Genomic DNA, 13,599 nt, shown 5'->3' on the forward strand with positions numbered 1-13,599 from the left:
GTCGGAGTATAGAGGGCGCATGGAAAAGCCCAAGAGCAAAAAGGCCGCAGCCGCTTCACATTTGCCTGACACGAAGGTGCGCGCGGGTGCGTCGGCAAAGCCCCGACCGCGCGTCAGGCGATTGCCGCGAACGCGGTATTCGAAGGCTGAAATCCACGAGATCTTCCGCCGCTTCTCGGTTCAGCGACCCGAGCCGAAGGGCGAGCTCGAACACGTCAATCCGTTCACGCTTCTGGTGGCGGTCGTGCTCTCCGCGCAGGCGACCGATGCCGGCGTGAACAAGGCGACGCGGGCGCTGTTTGCGCAAGCCGATACGCCCGAAAAGATGCTCGCCTTGGGCGAGGCGCGCGTCGGCGAGTACATCCGGACCATCGGCCTGTGGCGCAACAAGGCGAAGAACGTCATCGCGCTCTGCGCGGCGCTCATCAGCGAATTCGGCAGCAAGGTGCCGCAGACCCGCGACGAACTCGTCACGCTGCCGGGCGTGGGCCGCAAGACCGCGAATGTCGTGCTCAATATGTCGTTCGGACAACACACGATGGCGGTCGACACCCACATTCTCCGGATCGGCAATCGTATCGGCCTGGCGCCTGGCAAGACGCCCGATCAGGTTGAGGACATTCTGGTCCGTGTCATTCCGGACGAGTACATGCGCCACGCGCATCACTGGCTGATCCTGCATGGCCGCTACGTCTGCAAAGCGCGCAAGCCCGATTGCCCCGCCTGCGTGATCGCGGACATTTGCAAGTCGGCCGAGAAAACCACCGACATTCCCGCGCCGCTGGTGCCGATCGAGACGCTGGACGCGGCTCAGTAGCCGATGCCGCGCGCCATCATGGCTGCCAGGATTGGGATGAGGATGAACACTGTACCCTGTGCGCGCAGCCATGGCCGGACGGCTGCGATTTCCCCGTCGGGTACGATGTAGGCGGTATCGGTCGATGCTGCCTTGCGCCAGCGCAGGATGCGCATCGTCGGCACGATGGTGAGCGCGCCGACGACCAGAAACGCGCCGACCTTCGCCCAGAACACCCAGTAGGTGCTGTAGTACTCCCAGCCCTTCAGTCCGTAGATCGCACGGGCGAAGCCGATTGCGAGAACCGCAACCGCAACGCCGCCATAGGCTCCATCCATTTTCGCCAGCCGCAGCACACCCGAAGCGTCGAGCCCGCGCCTGATCACGGTCATCTCCACGGCGAAGATGGCAAAGACGGTGAACACCAGAAGGTGGTGGAGCGATGCAAGAACGAGGTCGGTCATGGCAACTCTCAATGTGCTATGTTGACACTGTAAAGATATGCTTAGCAAGCATCGCGTGCCCGGTCAACCGGCTGGATGGAAGTGCAGGATAGTGGAGGACGGCGAGTGCGTGCCGCGGGGTGGCACAGAACCGCAGCCAGCTTGACGCACGCGATCTGATCGGCTTTCGGTCAAGCGAGAAGCGCTTGGCCGATTTCTCAACCGGGCACGGGTGGGCGTGAAGACATACGAGACCAAGCAGGCGTCTACGTCGTCCTGTAGCGGCATTTAGGCCGTCAGATGCCGTCGCGCTGGGAAATCATCTTGTGGAGATGCACCATCATCGCCGCCGCGAAGAGCGGGGTGAGCAGGTTGACGATCGGCACCGAGAGGACGGCGGCGATCAGCAGGCCCGCGCCGAACACCGTGCCGGCATTGCGCCTGCGCAACTCCTTGGCCTCCGCTTCCGAGCGAAAGCGCATAGCGGCAAACTCGAAGAACTCGCGGCCCAGGAGATAGCCGTTCACGACGAAGAACGCCGCGATGTTGACGCCCGGTATCAGGAGCAGGAAGAGCGCGAAGAGGTTACCGAGGATCACCAGCCCGAGAAATTTTAGCGAGACCTTCGCCGCCGTGACGAAGGGCAGGGCCTGCCCGGGCGGGTCTGCGGGGTAATCCTGCCGCTCCACAACCTCCGCGACGTCGTCGAGGAAGAAGCCTGCGATGATCGCGGTGATGGGCGCGATCAAAAGGCCGAGCCCCAAGGCTAGCGCGAGGCCGGCGAAGATGGCGGCGAAAAGCCCGAGCCAGCCCGCCCATTGCGGCATGTCCGGCAGCATCGCGCCGAGCGGATCGACCGCGAACGCCTCGAACAGCCAGCCGATGCCGAACCACAGGCCGATCAGAACCAGGATCGTCAGCCCGAGGGACTTGAAGAAGACGGCACGGAATTCCGGCGTCAGTAGCTTGCTTGCTGCTGCCGCAGCGGCCTGGAAGATCATGAAGGTGGGCTCCCGTTCTGCAACCGGAGATAGGACGCCGATATGCGGGCGGCAAGGCGGGCGCCTGCGCGGTCGGCAGGCGCCCGCCGACGCCGCGTTGCGCCGGACTGCCGCGCATCGCCAGGACATGCGATACGCGGTGGCTGGGAGAGGCTCCGGCGCGGCTGGCGTTCGCTATTCCGCGAGGCCCGAAAGCGCGCGCAGGCGTTCCGCCAGATCGCGCACCGCATGCACATACAGAGCGCCTTCGGAACGATAGCCTGTTGCCCGGTCTATCTGTGCCTGCCACTCCGTCATGGCTTCTCGCTTCTGTGCGTCGGTCAAGCCGGGGATCGCGCCGATCTTCACCTCGAAGCCGTCATAGGCCGACCTGAACTCGATTTCGGGTATTGTTGCCATGAAGCCCTTCATGGTGTGCTCGTAGCTCGTTTCCCAGCTTTCCTGGGTAAATCCGGCCGCGACGATACGGCCGTCCCCTTCCTGATCGAATTCAAACCAGTCGGCAGCGGCCTCGTCGTCGTAATACACCGCCTCGCCGCGCGCCGGTGAAAGCTCCTCAAGCACCGCCACGACGGCCTCCGCCTTCTGCCTGTCGAGCGCGAAGGCCGGCGCCACGACGAGGATGCAGGCCGCCATGATGAGCATCCGAACGTCCAGACCGATCATCGCGATAGTCACGAGTTTGCGCTGCCGAGACAGTCGCGATGCACATTGGCGCGTGCCTGCGATGCCTGCGACTGGGCAATCACGCTGCCTGCGGTCGATGCGACCTGAGAGGCGACCGCGCCGCCACGGCCCGCGAACCCGCCGAAGCCGCCGACCATGCCGAGCGCGCTGCCCATCATCGCGGCATTGGCCTGGTTCCGGATGGCCGTGTCGCATTTGTCGTCGGGCGCTGCCGCCTGGGCCGTGGCCTTCGTCCGGGGTGCGGGTGCCTGCGCGGTCGCGACGGGGTCCGTGGTTTGGCTGCAGGCCGCAAGAGCGACCGTCATCAGTGAAGCTATGATCGTTCTCATGCCGCTCTCCGAACAGGAGGAGGCGGTGAGACGCGGTCGCGCGGTGTGTTGAGCATCCAGTAGAATGCAAGGGTTATCGCTTTCATTGCGTGTTCCGGCTTTGTGGGTGGGATCAATCCGAAAGCGAGGCGCGGTTGCCTGCGGCCAGCCGTTTCGCTTCGAAGGCGCGACGACTATGGGGCGATGCGCCGTCGTTCAACGCCGCAGGCGGTTGCGCATAGCAATCGGCGTCTGCGCATAATCGCCAACTGCTTTTGTCGGCCTCCCGCCTCCAAAGAGACAGGCCGCCGAGACTTGCATTTCGGCCCGCAGCGGCTAAACCCGGACCATGTTCAAAAACCGGGCGCGCTTCAGTCCGGCCCTCCGGAGACCTTCATGAGCCAGTACGACGTGCTTTGCATCGGCAATGCCATCGTGGACATCATTGCCCGTTGCGACGAAGCCTTCCTGTCCGAGAACGGCATCATCAAGGGTGCGATGAACCTAATCGACGCAGAGCGCGCGGAACTGCTCTACAGCCGCATGGGCCCCGCGATCGAGGCTTCGGGCGGCAGTGCCGGCAACACGGCGGCGGGCGTGGCGAGCTTCGGCGGCCGCGTGGCCTTCTTCGGCAAGGTGTCGAGCGACCATCTCGGCGGCATCTACACGCATGACATCCGCGCGCAGGGCGTCGCCTTCGACACCGCGCCGCTGGCCAGCGAGCCGCCGACCGCACGCTCGATGATCTTCGTCACGCCCGATGGCGAGCGCTCGATGAACACCTATCTCGGCGCCTGCGTCGAGCTTGGGCCCGAAGACGTCGAGGAGCACAAGGCGCAGGGTGCGAAAGTCACCTATTTTGAAGGCTATCTGTGGGATCCGCCCCGCGCGAAAGAGGCCATCCGCCTGACGGCGCAGCATGCCCACGCCGCCGGGCGCGAGGTCTCGATGACGCTGTCGGACTCCTTCTGCGTCGATCGCTACCGCGACGAGTTCCTCGAGCTCATGCGCTCGGGCACGGTCGATATCGTCTTCGCGAACGAAAGCGAGTTGAAGGCGCTCTACCAGACCTCGTCGTTCGAGGCGGGATTGGAGGCGATCCGCAAGGATTGCAAGCTCGCAGCCGTCACGCGCTCGGAGCATGGCTCCGTCGTCGTTCGCGGCGACGAGACAGTCGCCGTCGACGCGATCGAGATTGCCGAACTGGTCGATACGACCGGCGCCGGCGACCTCTACGCGGCGGGTTTCCTCCATGGCTACACCACGGGTCGCAGCCTCGCCGATTGCGGCAGGCTCGGATCGCTCGCCGCTGGTCTCGTCATCCAGCAGGTCGGGCCGCGCCCGCGCCAGAACCTTGCCGACGAGGCGCGCCAGCACGGTCTCGTCTGACTATCGGGGCAGTATCACGGAATGTCTTCGGGCTTGCGGCCGGGCCGGCTGCGATAGGGCGGAAACGACCAGCCGTAGCGCAATGCGCCGCCGCGTATGGCGAAGGCGGTCAGGAAGGCCGGCACGGAGGCCGCGAGGGGATGCAGGCCGGCGATGTAGAGCAGAACGAACACGACCGCGCCCGCCATCGCCGCAGTGACGTAAATTTCGGGCCGAAGCAGCACGGACGGCTCGCCTGCAAGCTGGTCGCGCAAGATGCCGCCAAACGTGGCGGTGAGCACGCCCATCACGACCGCGATAAAGCCGGATCCGGTTACGATCAGTCCCTTCCACGCGCCGAACACGCAATAGGCGGCAAGCCCGATCGCATCGAGCCACAGGAGCGCCTTGTAGCGCGACTCGATAAGATGCGCGGTGAAATAGACGATGATCGCCACCGCGCCGCAGACGATGAGATAGTCGTGGTTCTGCACCCAGAAGACCGGAACGCCGAGGATCAGGTCGCGGAACGTGCCGCCGCCGATGGCCGTGACGCTCGCGAGAAACAGGCAGCCGATGATGTCGAGCTGTTTGCGGGAGGCGGCGAGTGCGCCTGTCGCCGCGAAGACCGCAACGCCGGCATAGTCGATGAAGATGATCTGGTCCATGGCGGCCTCCCGCGCTCAGCAATAGCGGAAGGCTCTGGGCTCGGGAAGATCAGGCGCGACAGGTCAGTCGGGAAACGTTTCCATTTGCGTCAGATAGGGCTGGAAGCCTGCCTTCGTGTAGAGCGGGATCGCGGCCGGGCTGTCGTTCGTATCGGTGTGAAGCCACAGGCGCGCGGGCGCGTGCAACCAGATTGCACGAAGCGCCTGATCGAGAAAGAATTTGCCGAGACCTCGACCATGCGCAGTCGAAACGAGCCCGAAATGGACGAGCTCGACATCCGGCGTGCCCACTTCGACGAATTCGGCGAGGCCGATCGCCACGTCATTCTGCCTTAGAACGTGCAGATGGGTTGATGACTGCGACAGCAGTTCGGCAAGCGCATCTTGCGGCATACGCAGCCGGGAATCCCATTGGAGCGCCGCGCCGATCGCTGAATAGAGCGCCAGATAGTCGTCGTTCGCCAGGATTTCCCGCGCCGTCGTCACCTGCACCGCCGGCAGCGGCTGCGGCAGAGATGACGGCGGCGCCGTCATCTCCAGATAGGTGACCATCAAATCCATATGGACGCCGATCAGGCGTCTTTTTCGGCCTGAGCGTTGGGCGGGCCTGGCTCGACCGGTTCAGGGGCTGCCTGCTTGGGGCCGCCCTTGGCGACGCCGACCATTGCGGGGCGCAGCACGCGCTCGCCGATGACGTAGCCGGTCTGCACGACCTGGATGACCGAGTTGTTCGGCACGTCCGGGTTCGGCACTTCGAACATCGCCTGATGGAAATGCGGATCGAATTTTTCGCCCTGCGGATCGAGCTTCTTCACACCATGGCGTTCGAGAGCCGAAAGCATCGCACGCTCGGTGATGTCGACGCCTTCGATAAGCGCCTTGAAGCCGGCATCGCCGCTGTCCTTGGCTTCCGCGGGAATTGCGTCGAGTGCGCGGCGCAGATTGTCGGACACCTGCAGCATGTCACGCGCGAAATTCGCGATCGCATAGGCCTTCGCGTCCTGAACGTCGCGCTGGGTGCGCCGACGCAGATTCTCCATTTCGGCCGCGGCACGCAGCGCGCGATCCTTCAGCTCCTCGTTTTCCTTGACGAGCCGCACGACCGCTTCATAGTCGGCGTCCTGCGCTTCGGTCTCTGCCTGGAAATCCTCGCCGGTCGCTGCCATCTCGGCATATTCGGACTTCGCCGTGGTCTGTTCGGGCGCGCGTTCGTCTTTTGGCTGTTCGCTCATCGCTCGATTCCGTCTTTAGAATGGTTCTTGAAACTTGCGCCCGATATCGAGGTTCGGGGCGTGAAAATCAAGAGGCGGATGGGGAATCGGTTCCTATGTCCCGATGCGCAGGGATGCGTCAGCGAAGCATCCGGCTGATGATCTGCGCGGTGTAGTCGACCATTGGCACGATCCGGGCATAGTTCAGCCGCGTGGGTCCGATGACGCCCAGCGCGCCGATGACGCGCGAATCCTTGTCGCGATAGGGCGCCACGACCAGCGACGAGCCGGACAGCGAAAACAGCTTGTTCTCCGAGCCGATGAAGATGCGCACGCCTGAGCCTTCCTCGGTGAGGTCGAGGAGCTGGATCATGCCTTCCTTGGTCTCGAGGTCGTCGAAGAGATGGCGCAAAAGGTCGAGATCGGCCTGTGCCGTGATGTTTTCGAGCAGATTCGCACGGCCGCGCACGATCAGGCGCGAGGGCATGTCGGCGCTGGTCCCGGCCCAGACCGCGAGGCCTCGCTCGACCAGATCCTGGGACAGCGTATCGAGCGCCGCGCGCGTCTCGTCCTTGAGGCGCGCGATCTCGATCTTGGCCTCTGCAAGCGTTCGACCGCGAATATGCGCGTTGAGGAAGTTCGAGGCCTCGTGAAGCTGCGAGGCGGTGACGCCGGCTGGCAGGTCGACCACGCGGTTTTCCACGTCGCCATTCTGCGACACCATGACGGTAAGCGCCTTGGTCGGCTCAAGCTGGATGAACTCTATGTGCTTGAGCGGCACTTCGCTCTTGGCAGCGACCACCAGGCCCGCGCCGCGCGACATGCCGGACAGCATCTGGCTTGCCTCGGTCAGCATGTGTTCGAGCGTGGCGCCGCTTCCCGACGCCTTGACCTGCGCCTCGATCGAGCGCTGCTCCTCCTCGGAGAGGTCGCCCAGTTCCATGAACGCATCCACGAAAAAGCGCAGCCCGATCTGTGTCGGCAGCCGGCCGGCGGATATATGCGGGGCGTAGATGAGGCCGAGCTGTTCCAGATCGCTCATCACGTTGCGGACCGTGGCGGGCGAGAGCGCACCCGGAAGCAGACGCGACAGGTTGCGCGACCCGACGGGTTCGCCGTCGCGCAGGTAGGAATCCACGATCAGCCTGAAAATATCGCGTGAGCGCGAATCCAGCGATTGGAGGTGTGGGTCGATCAAGGGACGTGTCATGGGCTGTTAGCCTCGTTCAGGTGGAATATAGACGTCACTGACCGTGACGCAACGGCTGGCAAAACGAGCCTGTGGAGCCTTTTCCTTTGCGTCGCGCGCAACGCGCGGCTACAAGCCCCCGCACATCGACAAGGACCGGAAAAGAACCATGCGGCCATCAAAGCGCCAGCCCGACGAAATGCGGGCAATATCCTTCGAACGCGGCGTATCCAAGCACGCCGAGGGCTCCTGCCTCGTCAAATTCGGCGATACGCATGTGCTCTGCACGGCAAGCCTTGAGGAAAAGGTGCCCGGCTGGATGCGCAATACCGGCAAGGGCTGGGTCACCGCCGAATACGGCATGCTGCCGCGCTCGACGGGCGATCGCATGCGCCGCGAGGCGTCGTCCGGCAAGCAGGGTGGTCGCACGCTCGAAATCCAGCGCCTGATCGGGCGCTCGCTGCGCGCGGTCATCGATTTGCAGGCGCTGGGCGAGATGCAGATCACGGTCGACTGCGACGTGATCCAGGCCGATGGCGGCACCCGCACGGCGTCGATCACCGGCGGTTTCGTGGCGCTTCATGAGTGCCTGAAGTGGATGGAAGCCCGCCAGATGGTGAGCGTGAACAAGGTCCTGAAGGACCATGTCGCCGCCATCTCCTGCGGCATTCACGATGGGGTTCCGGTCATCGATCTCGATTATATCGAGGATTCGTCGGCCGGCACGGACGCCAATTTCGTCATGACGGGCAGAGGCGGCATCGTCGAGGTGCAGGGCACGGCCGAGGGCGAACCCTTCAGCCAGGAAGAGTTCGACGCCCTGATGTCGCTCGCCAAGGCCGGCATCGCCCGTCTGGTCAACCTCCAGAAAATGGCGATCGCGTAACACCAGATGACTCCGTCAGGCATTCTCGAATCTGCTCTCTACGTCGACGATCTCGACGCGGCGGAGGCCTTCTATGCCGAGGTGATGGGGTTGCGGCAGATCGCCAAGGTCGACGGCCGTCACGTCTTCTTCGCATGTGGCGAGGGTGTGTTGCTGATCTTCGATGCGGAGCAGACGATCCATCCGCCGAAGCCGGATGCGAAGCTTCCCGTGCCGCCGCACGGAACGACAGGCCCCGGCCATCTCTGCTTCCGGGCAACCGAAGCGGAGATCGCCGACTGGACAGTGCGCCTTGAAGTGCATGGCGTCGCCATCGAAGCCGATTTCGAATGGCCGCAGGGTGGCAGGTCGATCTATTTCCGCGATCCGGCAGGCAACTCGCTGGAGATCGCCAATCCAAAGATTTGGGGACTGTGATGCGCCAGCTCGAAGACAGGAAGATCGTCGTCGCGAGCCACAACAAGGGCAAGCTGGCCGAGTTCGCCGATCTGATCGCGCCGTTCGGCTTCGAGGCAAAGTCGGCTGCCGACTATGGCTTGCCGGAACCCGAAGAGACGGGAATGACGTTCGAGGAGAACGCCTACATCAAGGCGTTGGCCGCCGCCTCGGCCACCGGTCTGCCCGCATTGTCGGACGATAGCGGCCTCATGGTGGACGCTCTCGACGGCGCGCCGGGTGTCTACACCGCGGACTGGGCGACGCTTGAGGATGGCACCCGCGACTTCGCCATGGCGATGCGCGTAACGGAAGAAAAGATGGCCGAGAAGGGTGCGCTGGCAAACGACCGCCGCACCGGTCGTTTCGTTTCCGTGATCTGTCTCGCCTGGCCGGATGGCCACGCGGAATATTTTCGCGGCGAAATCGACGGGCACCTCGTCTGGCCGCCGCGCGGCGAAAAAGGTTTCGGCTACGACCCGATGTTCCAGCCCGAAGGCTTCGATGTGACCTTTGGCGAGATGAACGCTGACGAGAAGCATGGTTGGAAGCCGGGTGACGCGACGGCGCTGTCACACCGGGCGCGCGCGTTCCAGAAGTTCGCCCGCGCCATGCTGGGTTCGGCATGATCGAAAGCGAACGTCAGCCGGGCTTCGGCGTTTATGTCCACTGGCCGTTCTGCGCGGCCAAATGCCCGTATTGCGACTTCAACAGCCATGTCCGGCACCAGCCGGTCGATCAGGAACGCTTCGCGGCGGCGTTCAAGGCCGAGATGGCGACGATGCGCGCGCGCACCGGTCCGCGCACGGTGACGTCGATCTTCCTCGGCGGCGGTACGCCCTCGCTGATGAAGCCGGAGACGGTCGGCGCCGTTCTCGACGCCATTGCCGAAAACTGGACGGTGCCGTCCGGCATCGAGGTGACGCTTGAGGCGAACCCGTCCTCGGTCGAAGCGTCGCGCTTTCGCGGATACCGCGATGCGGGCGTGAACCGCGTATCGCTGGGCGTACAGGCGCTCAATGACCAGGATTTGCGGTTTCTGGGGCGGCTCCACAACGTCGAGCAGGCGCTTCACGCGATCCGGCTGGCGCGCGAGACGTTTCCGCGCCTGTCCTTTGACCTGATCTATGCGCGTCCCGGCCAGACACTCGAAGCCTGGGAACAGGAGCTTGAGGCAGCGATCGGCCATGCCGCCGATCACCTCTCGCTCTATCAACTCACGATCGAGGAAGGCACGCGCTTCCATGCGCTGCATGCGGCAGGCAAGTTCCAGATGCCGGACCCTGATCTGGCAGCCGATCTCTACCGCGTCACGCAGGAGGTGACGGCCGCGCGCGGTCTCCCCGCCTACGAGATTTCCAACCACGCAAGGCCGGGTGCCGAAAGCCGCCACAACCTCGTCTACTGGCGCTACGGCGAGTATGTCGGCGTCGGGCCGGGTGCGCATGGCCGCTTCCTCGAAGACGGCCGGCGTATCGTTACCTTCACGGAGAAGATGCCGGAAACCTGGGTGAACCTCGTCGAGGCGAAAGGGCACGGCGTTATCGGTGGCGAGGTACTGACGCGTTCGGAAGAAGCCGACGAATTTCTGCTGATGGGGCTGCGGCTGACGGAGGGCATCGACCTCGCGCGCTACGAGCAGTTGTCGGGCCGGCCGCTCTCGTCGCGCCGCATTGCGACGCTGCAGGAGGAAAGTCTCGTCGCGCCGATCGGCAATTCGCGTTTGCGCGCCACCGCGGCAGGCATGATCGTGCTCGACGCGGTGGTCGCAGACCTCGCTCGCTAGAGCATCGGGCCGAAAAGTGGAATCCGGTTTTCGGGTTATTCCGATGCTCAAACAAGGCGATCTAGGCAGCGGACGGACCTGGATCATCGTGGTCGTTTGCCGGTGATCTGAACGTGATGTCGGCGCTATGCACGAGCCGCAAGTGCGGGCGAGCAGGCCTGGGTCGTACGGCAGACAGGTGGCGTGCTTCGCGGTTGGCAGCTTCCGGCTGGTAGTGCACCTCCACGACCGAGAGGCTTCTGATCTTGCCATTCAGCATCAGGTCGAAACTCTCGCCCTCATCCAACCCTATGAGTGCGAGACCTCGCAACGAGGTCGCCGGCAGAACGAAGCCGACCGGACCGTAGGCCTCCTTGAGGCTGATGATGCGGATGTCGGCGGGACCTCCATCGATCCTGTAGGAGATGCGGCTGTCGAGCGTCACGATCGTCGGCGCGATGTCCTCGTTCGACCAGATCGAGGCGGCGGCGAGCTTCTTGCGCAGCAAGTCGGCGAGGGGGTCGTCAGGATCGACGGATGTATGGAGCCACGTATCGAGGATGGAATGATCCTGAATCGTCAGGCGGCAGGATGCGGTATGGGACAAGTCTGATCTCCGGCAGGTGCATGGGGTCGCAATCCGTCGGCTCCCCCGGTCTGCGCGGCCGCAAAACCGGGGGTCAGAAGCATGCCATCAGCGATCCCGCACGAAGTGCCATGCGGCGCCCGATTGTCCGCCGGGGTTTGATCATTCTCCGCTCGCCGCTGCTTTCGCTGTTTCCGGCGGCTTGACGGTTTCGATTGTCAGTTCGTGCTGATGGCCGTTACGATCCGTCCACGCGATCGACTGGCCCTCCGTCAGCCCGATCAGTGCTGCGCCGATAGGCGTCAGGATGGAGATGCGGCCGCTGGCGATGTCCGCATTGCCGGGAAAGACGAGCGTGACCGTCTTTGCGCCGTCGACGGCCGTGCTGAACGTCACTTTCGAGCCCATCTGGATGATCGTGTCGCCAAGCTTTGCCTGGGGTTTGATCTTTGCGCGATCGAGTTCCGCCATCAGTTCGTCGGCCACTTCGGGAAAACGATCCGCCGCACCCGATGCAAGGAGGGCCAGCCGCTCATGATCGACATCTCCGATGACGATTGGCGGCTTGCGCTGTGATTTGGTGGTGCTCATGTGAATAGTCCTTTGGGACGCAGCGACGGCGTGCCCTGTCTTTGATTGGAGTTGAACGGTGCGATGCGCCTTGCGATGAGGCTGTCGATCTCAGTCCGAGAATCGCCATGCCGTGCCCCGCGATCCGGGGCGCACGCGGCCGGACCGGGGGTCACTCTCCCGCGATCGGGCAGACCCTGTCGATGCTTGTGATGACTGACGCGATGTTCATGGCCAGATAGTTGATGACTGTACGCGCCAAGTCAAGGTTGGCGAGACGTCGGTTCGCGGCTTCGTATGGGCGGCACGCCGTTTCCTTCCCCAACTTGCCGGTCCCATGCTTTGAAACACAGCCAAGCCGTGGCAAGGAGGGAGCGGATGCGAATGGCGGGCACGATGGACGACAGACAGGACGGCAATCGCGGGTATATGATCGGGCAGGCGGCCTTCGGCGCCCGCCCGCTGGAGCCTGCGCTCTACGTCGTCGCGACGCCGATCGGCAATCTGGGCGACATCACCATTCGTGCGCTGGAAACGCTGGCCGCGGCGGACATCGTCGCCTGCGAGGACACGCGGGTGACGCGCGTTCTGCTGGATCGCTATGGCATCAAGCGGCGAACCACCGCCTATCACGAGCACAATGCCGACGAGGCGGGGCCGCGTCTCGTCGAGGCGATCGCCTCGGGCCGCAGCGTGGCGCTGGTTTCCGATGCGGGAACGCCGCTTGTCTCCGACCCCGGCTACCGCCTCGTCGAACAGGCGATCGAGGCTGGCCTGCGCGTCGTGCCGATTCCCGGTGCGTCGGCACTTCTGGCGGCGCTGACGGCGTCCGGGCTTCCCTCCGACGCGTTCCTGTTCGCAGGCTTCCTGCCGTCGAAATCGGGCCAGCGCCGGACACGCCTGGAAGAGCTTCGCGCGGTTCCGGCGACGCTCGTCTTCTACGAATCGCCGCGCCGGCTCGACGAGTGTCTTGCGTCCATGGTCGAGGTACTGGGCGACCGCCCCGCAGCGATCGGGCGCGAACTGACGAAGACGTTCGAGGAGATGCGCCGCGCGCCGCTGTCGGCGCTCGCGGCGCACTATGCCGATGCCGATACGCCCAAGGGCGAGGTCGTGATCTGCGTCGGACCTCCGATCGCGCGCGAGATGGAGGCCGCCGAGGATATCGACGCGCTTCTGCTCTCGCTCGCAGAAGAAATGGGCTCGTCGCGTGCTGCGGGCGAGGCGGCCCGCATGACCGGAGGGCGCAAGGCCGACCTCTACCGGCGGCTCATGGACCTCAAGGCCGATGGCGACTAGCGCCCGCGATGGCCGCTTACGCAACTACCGCCGTGGCCATCGCGGCGAGTGGCTGGCTTCCATGGCCCTCATGCTCAAGGGTTATCGCATCGTCGAGCGCCGCTACCGAACGAAGCTGGGCGAGATCGACCTGATCGCGCGCCGTGGAAATCTCGTGCTCATGGTCGAGGTGAAGGTCCGTCCGACCCTGGTTCTGGCCATGGAAGCGATCGGGCACATGTCGGAGCGCCGGATCGATGCCGCGGCCGATCTGTGGCTCGCGCGCCAGCCGGATTATGGCCGCCTTTCGGTGCGGTTCGACATGGTGGCCGTGCTGCCGCGCCGCTGGCCGGTCCACGTCGAGAATATTTTCCAGGGACGATGATGCACTGCGAAATCTTCCCTTGC

18 protein-coding genes are annotated in these 13,599 nt (G+C 64.2%); 8 read left to right on the forward strand and 10 right to left on the reverse strand.

Features of this window, described 5'->3' with window-relative positions; translation table 11 throughout:
• The first annotated feature begins 19 nt into the window (after positions 1-19).
• On the forward strand, positions 20-817 hold the full coding sequence (nth, locus tag AAFN55_RS03655) for an endonuclease III (RefSeq protein ID WP_347797516.1): 798 nt from the start codon (positions 20-22) through the stop codon (positions 815-817).
• Here nth and AAFN55_RS03660 read toward each other — a convergent pair.
• The 4 genes from AAFN55_RS03660 to AAFN55_RS03675 all read right to left on the reverse strand — a co-directional run bounded on the left by AAFN55_RS03660 (position 811) and on the right by AAFN55_RS03675 (position 3,256).
• The gene (locus tag AAFN55_RS03660; protein WP_347797517.1) at positions 811-1,260 is read right to left on the reverse strand and encodes a DUF2214 family protein; all 450 of its coding nucleotides are present in this window, start codon (positions 1,258-1,260) and stop codon (positions 811-813) included. The genes nth and AAFN55_RS03660 overlap by 7 nt on opposite strands.
• Before the next feature lie 275 nt (positions 1,261-1,535).
• A complete protein-coding gene (locus AAFN55_RS03665) occupies positions 1,536-2,240 on the reverse strand; it encodes a sulfate transporter family protein (RefSeq protein ID WP_347797518.1) in 705 nt (234 codons plus the stop codon).
• Between the two features lie 174 nt (positions 2,241-2,414).
• Positions 2,415-2,918 carry a hypothetical protein gene (locus AAFN55_RS03670; RefSeq protein ID WP_347797519.1) on the reverse strand — a complete coding sequence of 168 codons (504 nt, stop codon included), beginning with the start codon at positions 2,916-2,918 and terminating at the stop codon, positions 2,415-2,417.
• Positions 2,915-3,256 (reverse strand): hypothetical protein, encoded by a 342-nt coding sequence (locus AAFN55_RS03675; protein ID WP_347797520.1) that lies wholly within the window; start codon positions 3,254-3,256, stop codon positions 2,915-2,917. Before AAFN55_RS03675 ends, AAFN55_RS03670 begins: the two co-directional genes overlap by 4 nt.
• A gap of 375 nt (positions 3,257-3,631) precedes the next feature.
• Between AAFN55_RS03675 and AAFN55_RS03680 the strand changes: the two genes are divergently transcribed.
• Complete coding sequence (locus AAFN55_RS03680) at positions 3,632-4,624, forward strand: adenosine kinase (RefSeq protein ID WP_347797521.1); 993 nt, start codon at positions 3,632-3,634, stop codon at positions 4,622-4,624.
• 14 nt (positions 4,625-4,638) lie between these two features.
• On the opposite strand, the gene AAFN55_RS03685 is transcribed toward AAFN55_RS03680, so the two are convergent.
• From AAFN55_RS03685 to hrcA, 4 genes are all read right to left on the reverse strand, one after another.
• Entirely contained in the window at positions 4,639-5,271 is a 633-nt protein-coding gene (locus tag AAFN55_RS03685) for a trimeric intracellular cation channel family protein (RefSeq protein ID WP_347797522.1), read from the reverse strand.
• A 63-nt stretch (positions 5,272-5,334) separates the two neighbouring features.
• Positions 5,335-5,832 (reverse strand): GNAT family N-acetyltransferase, encoded by a 498-nt coding sequence (locus tag AAFN55_RS03690; RefSeq protein ID WP_347797523.1) that lies wholly within the window; start codon positions 5,830-5,832, stop codon positions 5,335-5,337.
• 11 nt (positions 5,833-5,843) lie between these two features.
• Positions 5,844-6,503, reverse strand: coding sequence for a nucleotide exchange factor GrpE (gene grpE, locus AAFN55_RS03695; RefSeq protein ID WP_347797524.1), 660 nt, complete (start codon positions 6,501-6,503; stop codon positions 5,844-5,846).
• Positions 6,504-6,621: 118 nt separating this feature from the next.
• Positions 6,622-7,692, reverse strand: coding sequence for a heat-inducible transcriptional repressor HrcA (gene hrcA, locus AAFN55_RS03700; RefSeq protein ID WP_347797525.1), 1,071 nt, complete (start codon positions 7,690-7,692; stop codon positions 6,622-6,624).
• 148 nt (positions 7,693-7,840) lie between these two features.
• Between hrcA and rph the strand changes: the two genes are divergently transcribed.
• From rph to hemW, 4 genes are read left to right on the forward strand one after another with little or no spacing between them, the layout of a single operon-like run.
• Positions 7,841-8,557, forward strand: a complete 717-nt coding sequence (rph, locus tag AAFN55_RS03705) for a ribonuclease PH (RefSeq protein WP_347797526.1) — start codon at positions 7,841-7,843, stop codon at positions 8,555-8,557.
• A gap of 6 nt (positions 8,558-8,563) precedes the next feature.
• On the forward strand, positions 8,564-8,974 hold the full coding sequence (locus AAFN55_RS03710; RefSeq protein WP_347797527.1) for a VOC family protein: 411 nt from the start codon (positions 8,564-8,566) through the stop codon (positions 8,972-8,974).
• Positions 8,974-9,621 (forward strand): RdgB/HAM1 family non-canonical purine NTP pyrophosphatase, encoded by a 648-nt coding sequence (gene rdgB / locus AAFN55_RS03715; protein WP_347797528.1) that lies wholly within the window; start codon positions 8,974-8,976, stop codon positions 9,619-9,621. Before AAFN55_RS03710 ends, rdgB begins: the two co-directional genes overlap by 1 nt.
• Positions 9,618-10,778 (forward strand): radical SAM family heme chaperone HemW, encoded by a 1,161-nt coding sequence (hemW, locus tag AAFN55_RS03720; RefSeq protein WP_347797529.1) that lies wholly within the window; start codon positions 9,618-9,620, stop codon positions 10,776-10,778. The genes rdgB and hemW overlap by 4 nt, the downstream gene beginning before the upstream one ends.
• Positions 10,779-10,839: 61 nt before the next feature.
• Here hemW and AAFN55_RS03725 read toward each other — a convergent pair whose 3' ends face one another.
• A complete protein-coding gene (locus AAFN55_RS03725) occupies positions 10,840-11,364 on the reverse strand; it encodes a nucleoside-diphosphate kinase (RefSeq protein WP_347797530.1) in 525 nt (174 codons plus the stop codon).
• Positions 11,365-11,505: 141 nt separating this feature from the next.
• The gene (gene rnk, locus AAFN55_RS03730) at positions 11,506-11,934 is read right to left on the reverse strand and encodes a nucleoside diphosphate kinase regulator (RefSeq protein ID WP_347797531.1); all 429 of its coding nucleotides are present in this window, start codon (positions 11,932-11,934) and stop codon (positions 11,506-11,508) included.
• A gap of 375 nt (positions 11,935-12,309) precedes the next feature.
• Here rnk and rsmI point away from each other — a divergent pair, with 375 nt between their 5' ends.
• Together rsmI and AAFN55_RS03740 are read left to right on the forward strand one after the other, a co-directional pair.
• Positions 12,310-13,212, forward strand: coding sequence for a 16S rRNA (cytidine(1402)-2'-O)-methyltransferase (gene rsmI, locus AAFN55_RS03735; protein WP_347797532.1), 903 nt, complete (start codon positions 12,310-12,312; stop codon positions 13,210-13,212).
• Positions 13,202-13,576 (forward strand): YraN family protein, encoded by a 375-nt coding sequence (locus AAFN55_RS03740; RefSeq protein ID WP_347797533.1) that lies wholly within the window; start codon positions 13,202-13,204, stop codon positions 13,574-13,576. The genes rsmI and AAFN55_RS03740 overlap by 11 nt, the downstream gene beginning before the upstream one ends.
• Positions 13,577-13,599: the final 23 nt, after the last annotated feature.

The organism is Mesorhizobium sp. CAU 1732 (assembly GCF_039888675.1).
Classification (GTDB): domain Bacteria; phylum Pseudomonadota; class Alphaproteobacteria; order Rhizobiales; family Rhizobiaceae; genus Aerobium.

Coding starts and splice junctions, on each gene's coding strand:
- AAFN55_RS03740 (WP_347797533.1), top strand. CDS start 13,202: ATGGCGACTAGCGCCCGCGATGGCCGCTTACGCAACTACCGCCGTGGC.
- rnk (WP_347797531.1), bottom strand. CDS start 11,934: ATGAGCACCACCAAATCACAGCGCAAGCCGCCAATCGTCATCGGAGAT.
- grpE (WP_347797524.1), bottom strand. CDS start 6,503: ATGAGCGAACAGCCAAAAGACGAACGCGCGCCCGAACAGACCACGGCG.
- hrcA (WP_347797525.1), bottom strand. CDS start 7,692: ATGACACGTCCCTTGATCGACCCACACCTCCAATCGCTGGATTCGCGC.
- rph (WP_347797526.1), top strand. CDS start 7,841: ATGCGGCCATCAAAGCGCCAGCCCGACGAAATGCGGGCAATATCCTTC.
- rsmI (WP_347797532.1), top strand. CDS start 12,310: ATGGACGACAGACAGGACGGCAATCGCGGGTATATGATCGGGCAGGCG.
- hemW (WP_347797529.1), top strand. CDS start 9,618: ATGATCGAAAGCGAACGTCAGCCGGGCTTCGGCGTTTATGTCCACTGG.
- rdgB (WP_347797528.1), top strand. CDS start 8,974: ATGCGCCAGCTCGAAGACAGGAAGATCGTCGTCGCGAGCCACAACAAG.
- AAFN55_RS03660 (WP_347797517.1), bottom strand. CDS start 1,260: ATGACCGACCTCGTTCTTGCATCGCTCCACCACCTTCTGGTGTTCACC.
- AAFN55_RS03665 (WP_347797518.1), bottom strand. CDS start 2,240: ATGATCTTCCAGGCCGCTGCGGCAGCAGCAAGCAAGCTACTGACGCCG.
- AAFN55_RS03675 (WP_347797520.1), bottom strand. CDS start 3,256: ATGAGAACGATCATAGCTTCACTGATGACGGTCGCTCTTGCGGCCTGC.
- AAFN55_RS03685 (WP_347797522.1), bottom strand. CDS start 5,271: ATGGACCAGATCATCTTCATCGACTATGCCGGCGTTGCGGTCTTCGCG.
- AAFN55_RS03680 (WP_347797521.1), top strand. CDS start 3,632: ATGAGCCAGTACGACGTGCTTTGCATCGGCAATGCCATCGTGGACATC.
- AAFN55_RS03710 (WP_347797527.1), top strand. CDS start 8,564: ATGACTCCGTCAGGCATTCTCGAATCTGCTCTCTACGTCGACGATCTC.
- AAFN55_RS03690 (WP_347797523.1), bottom strand. CDS start 5,832: ATGGATTTGATGGTCACCTATCTGGAGATGACGGCGCCGCCGTCATCT.
- nth (WP_347797516.1), top strand. CDS start 20: ATGGAAAAGCCCAAGAGCAAAAAGGCCGCAGCCGCTTCACATTTGCCT.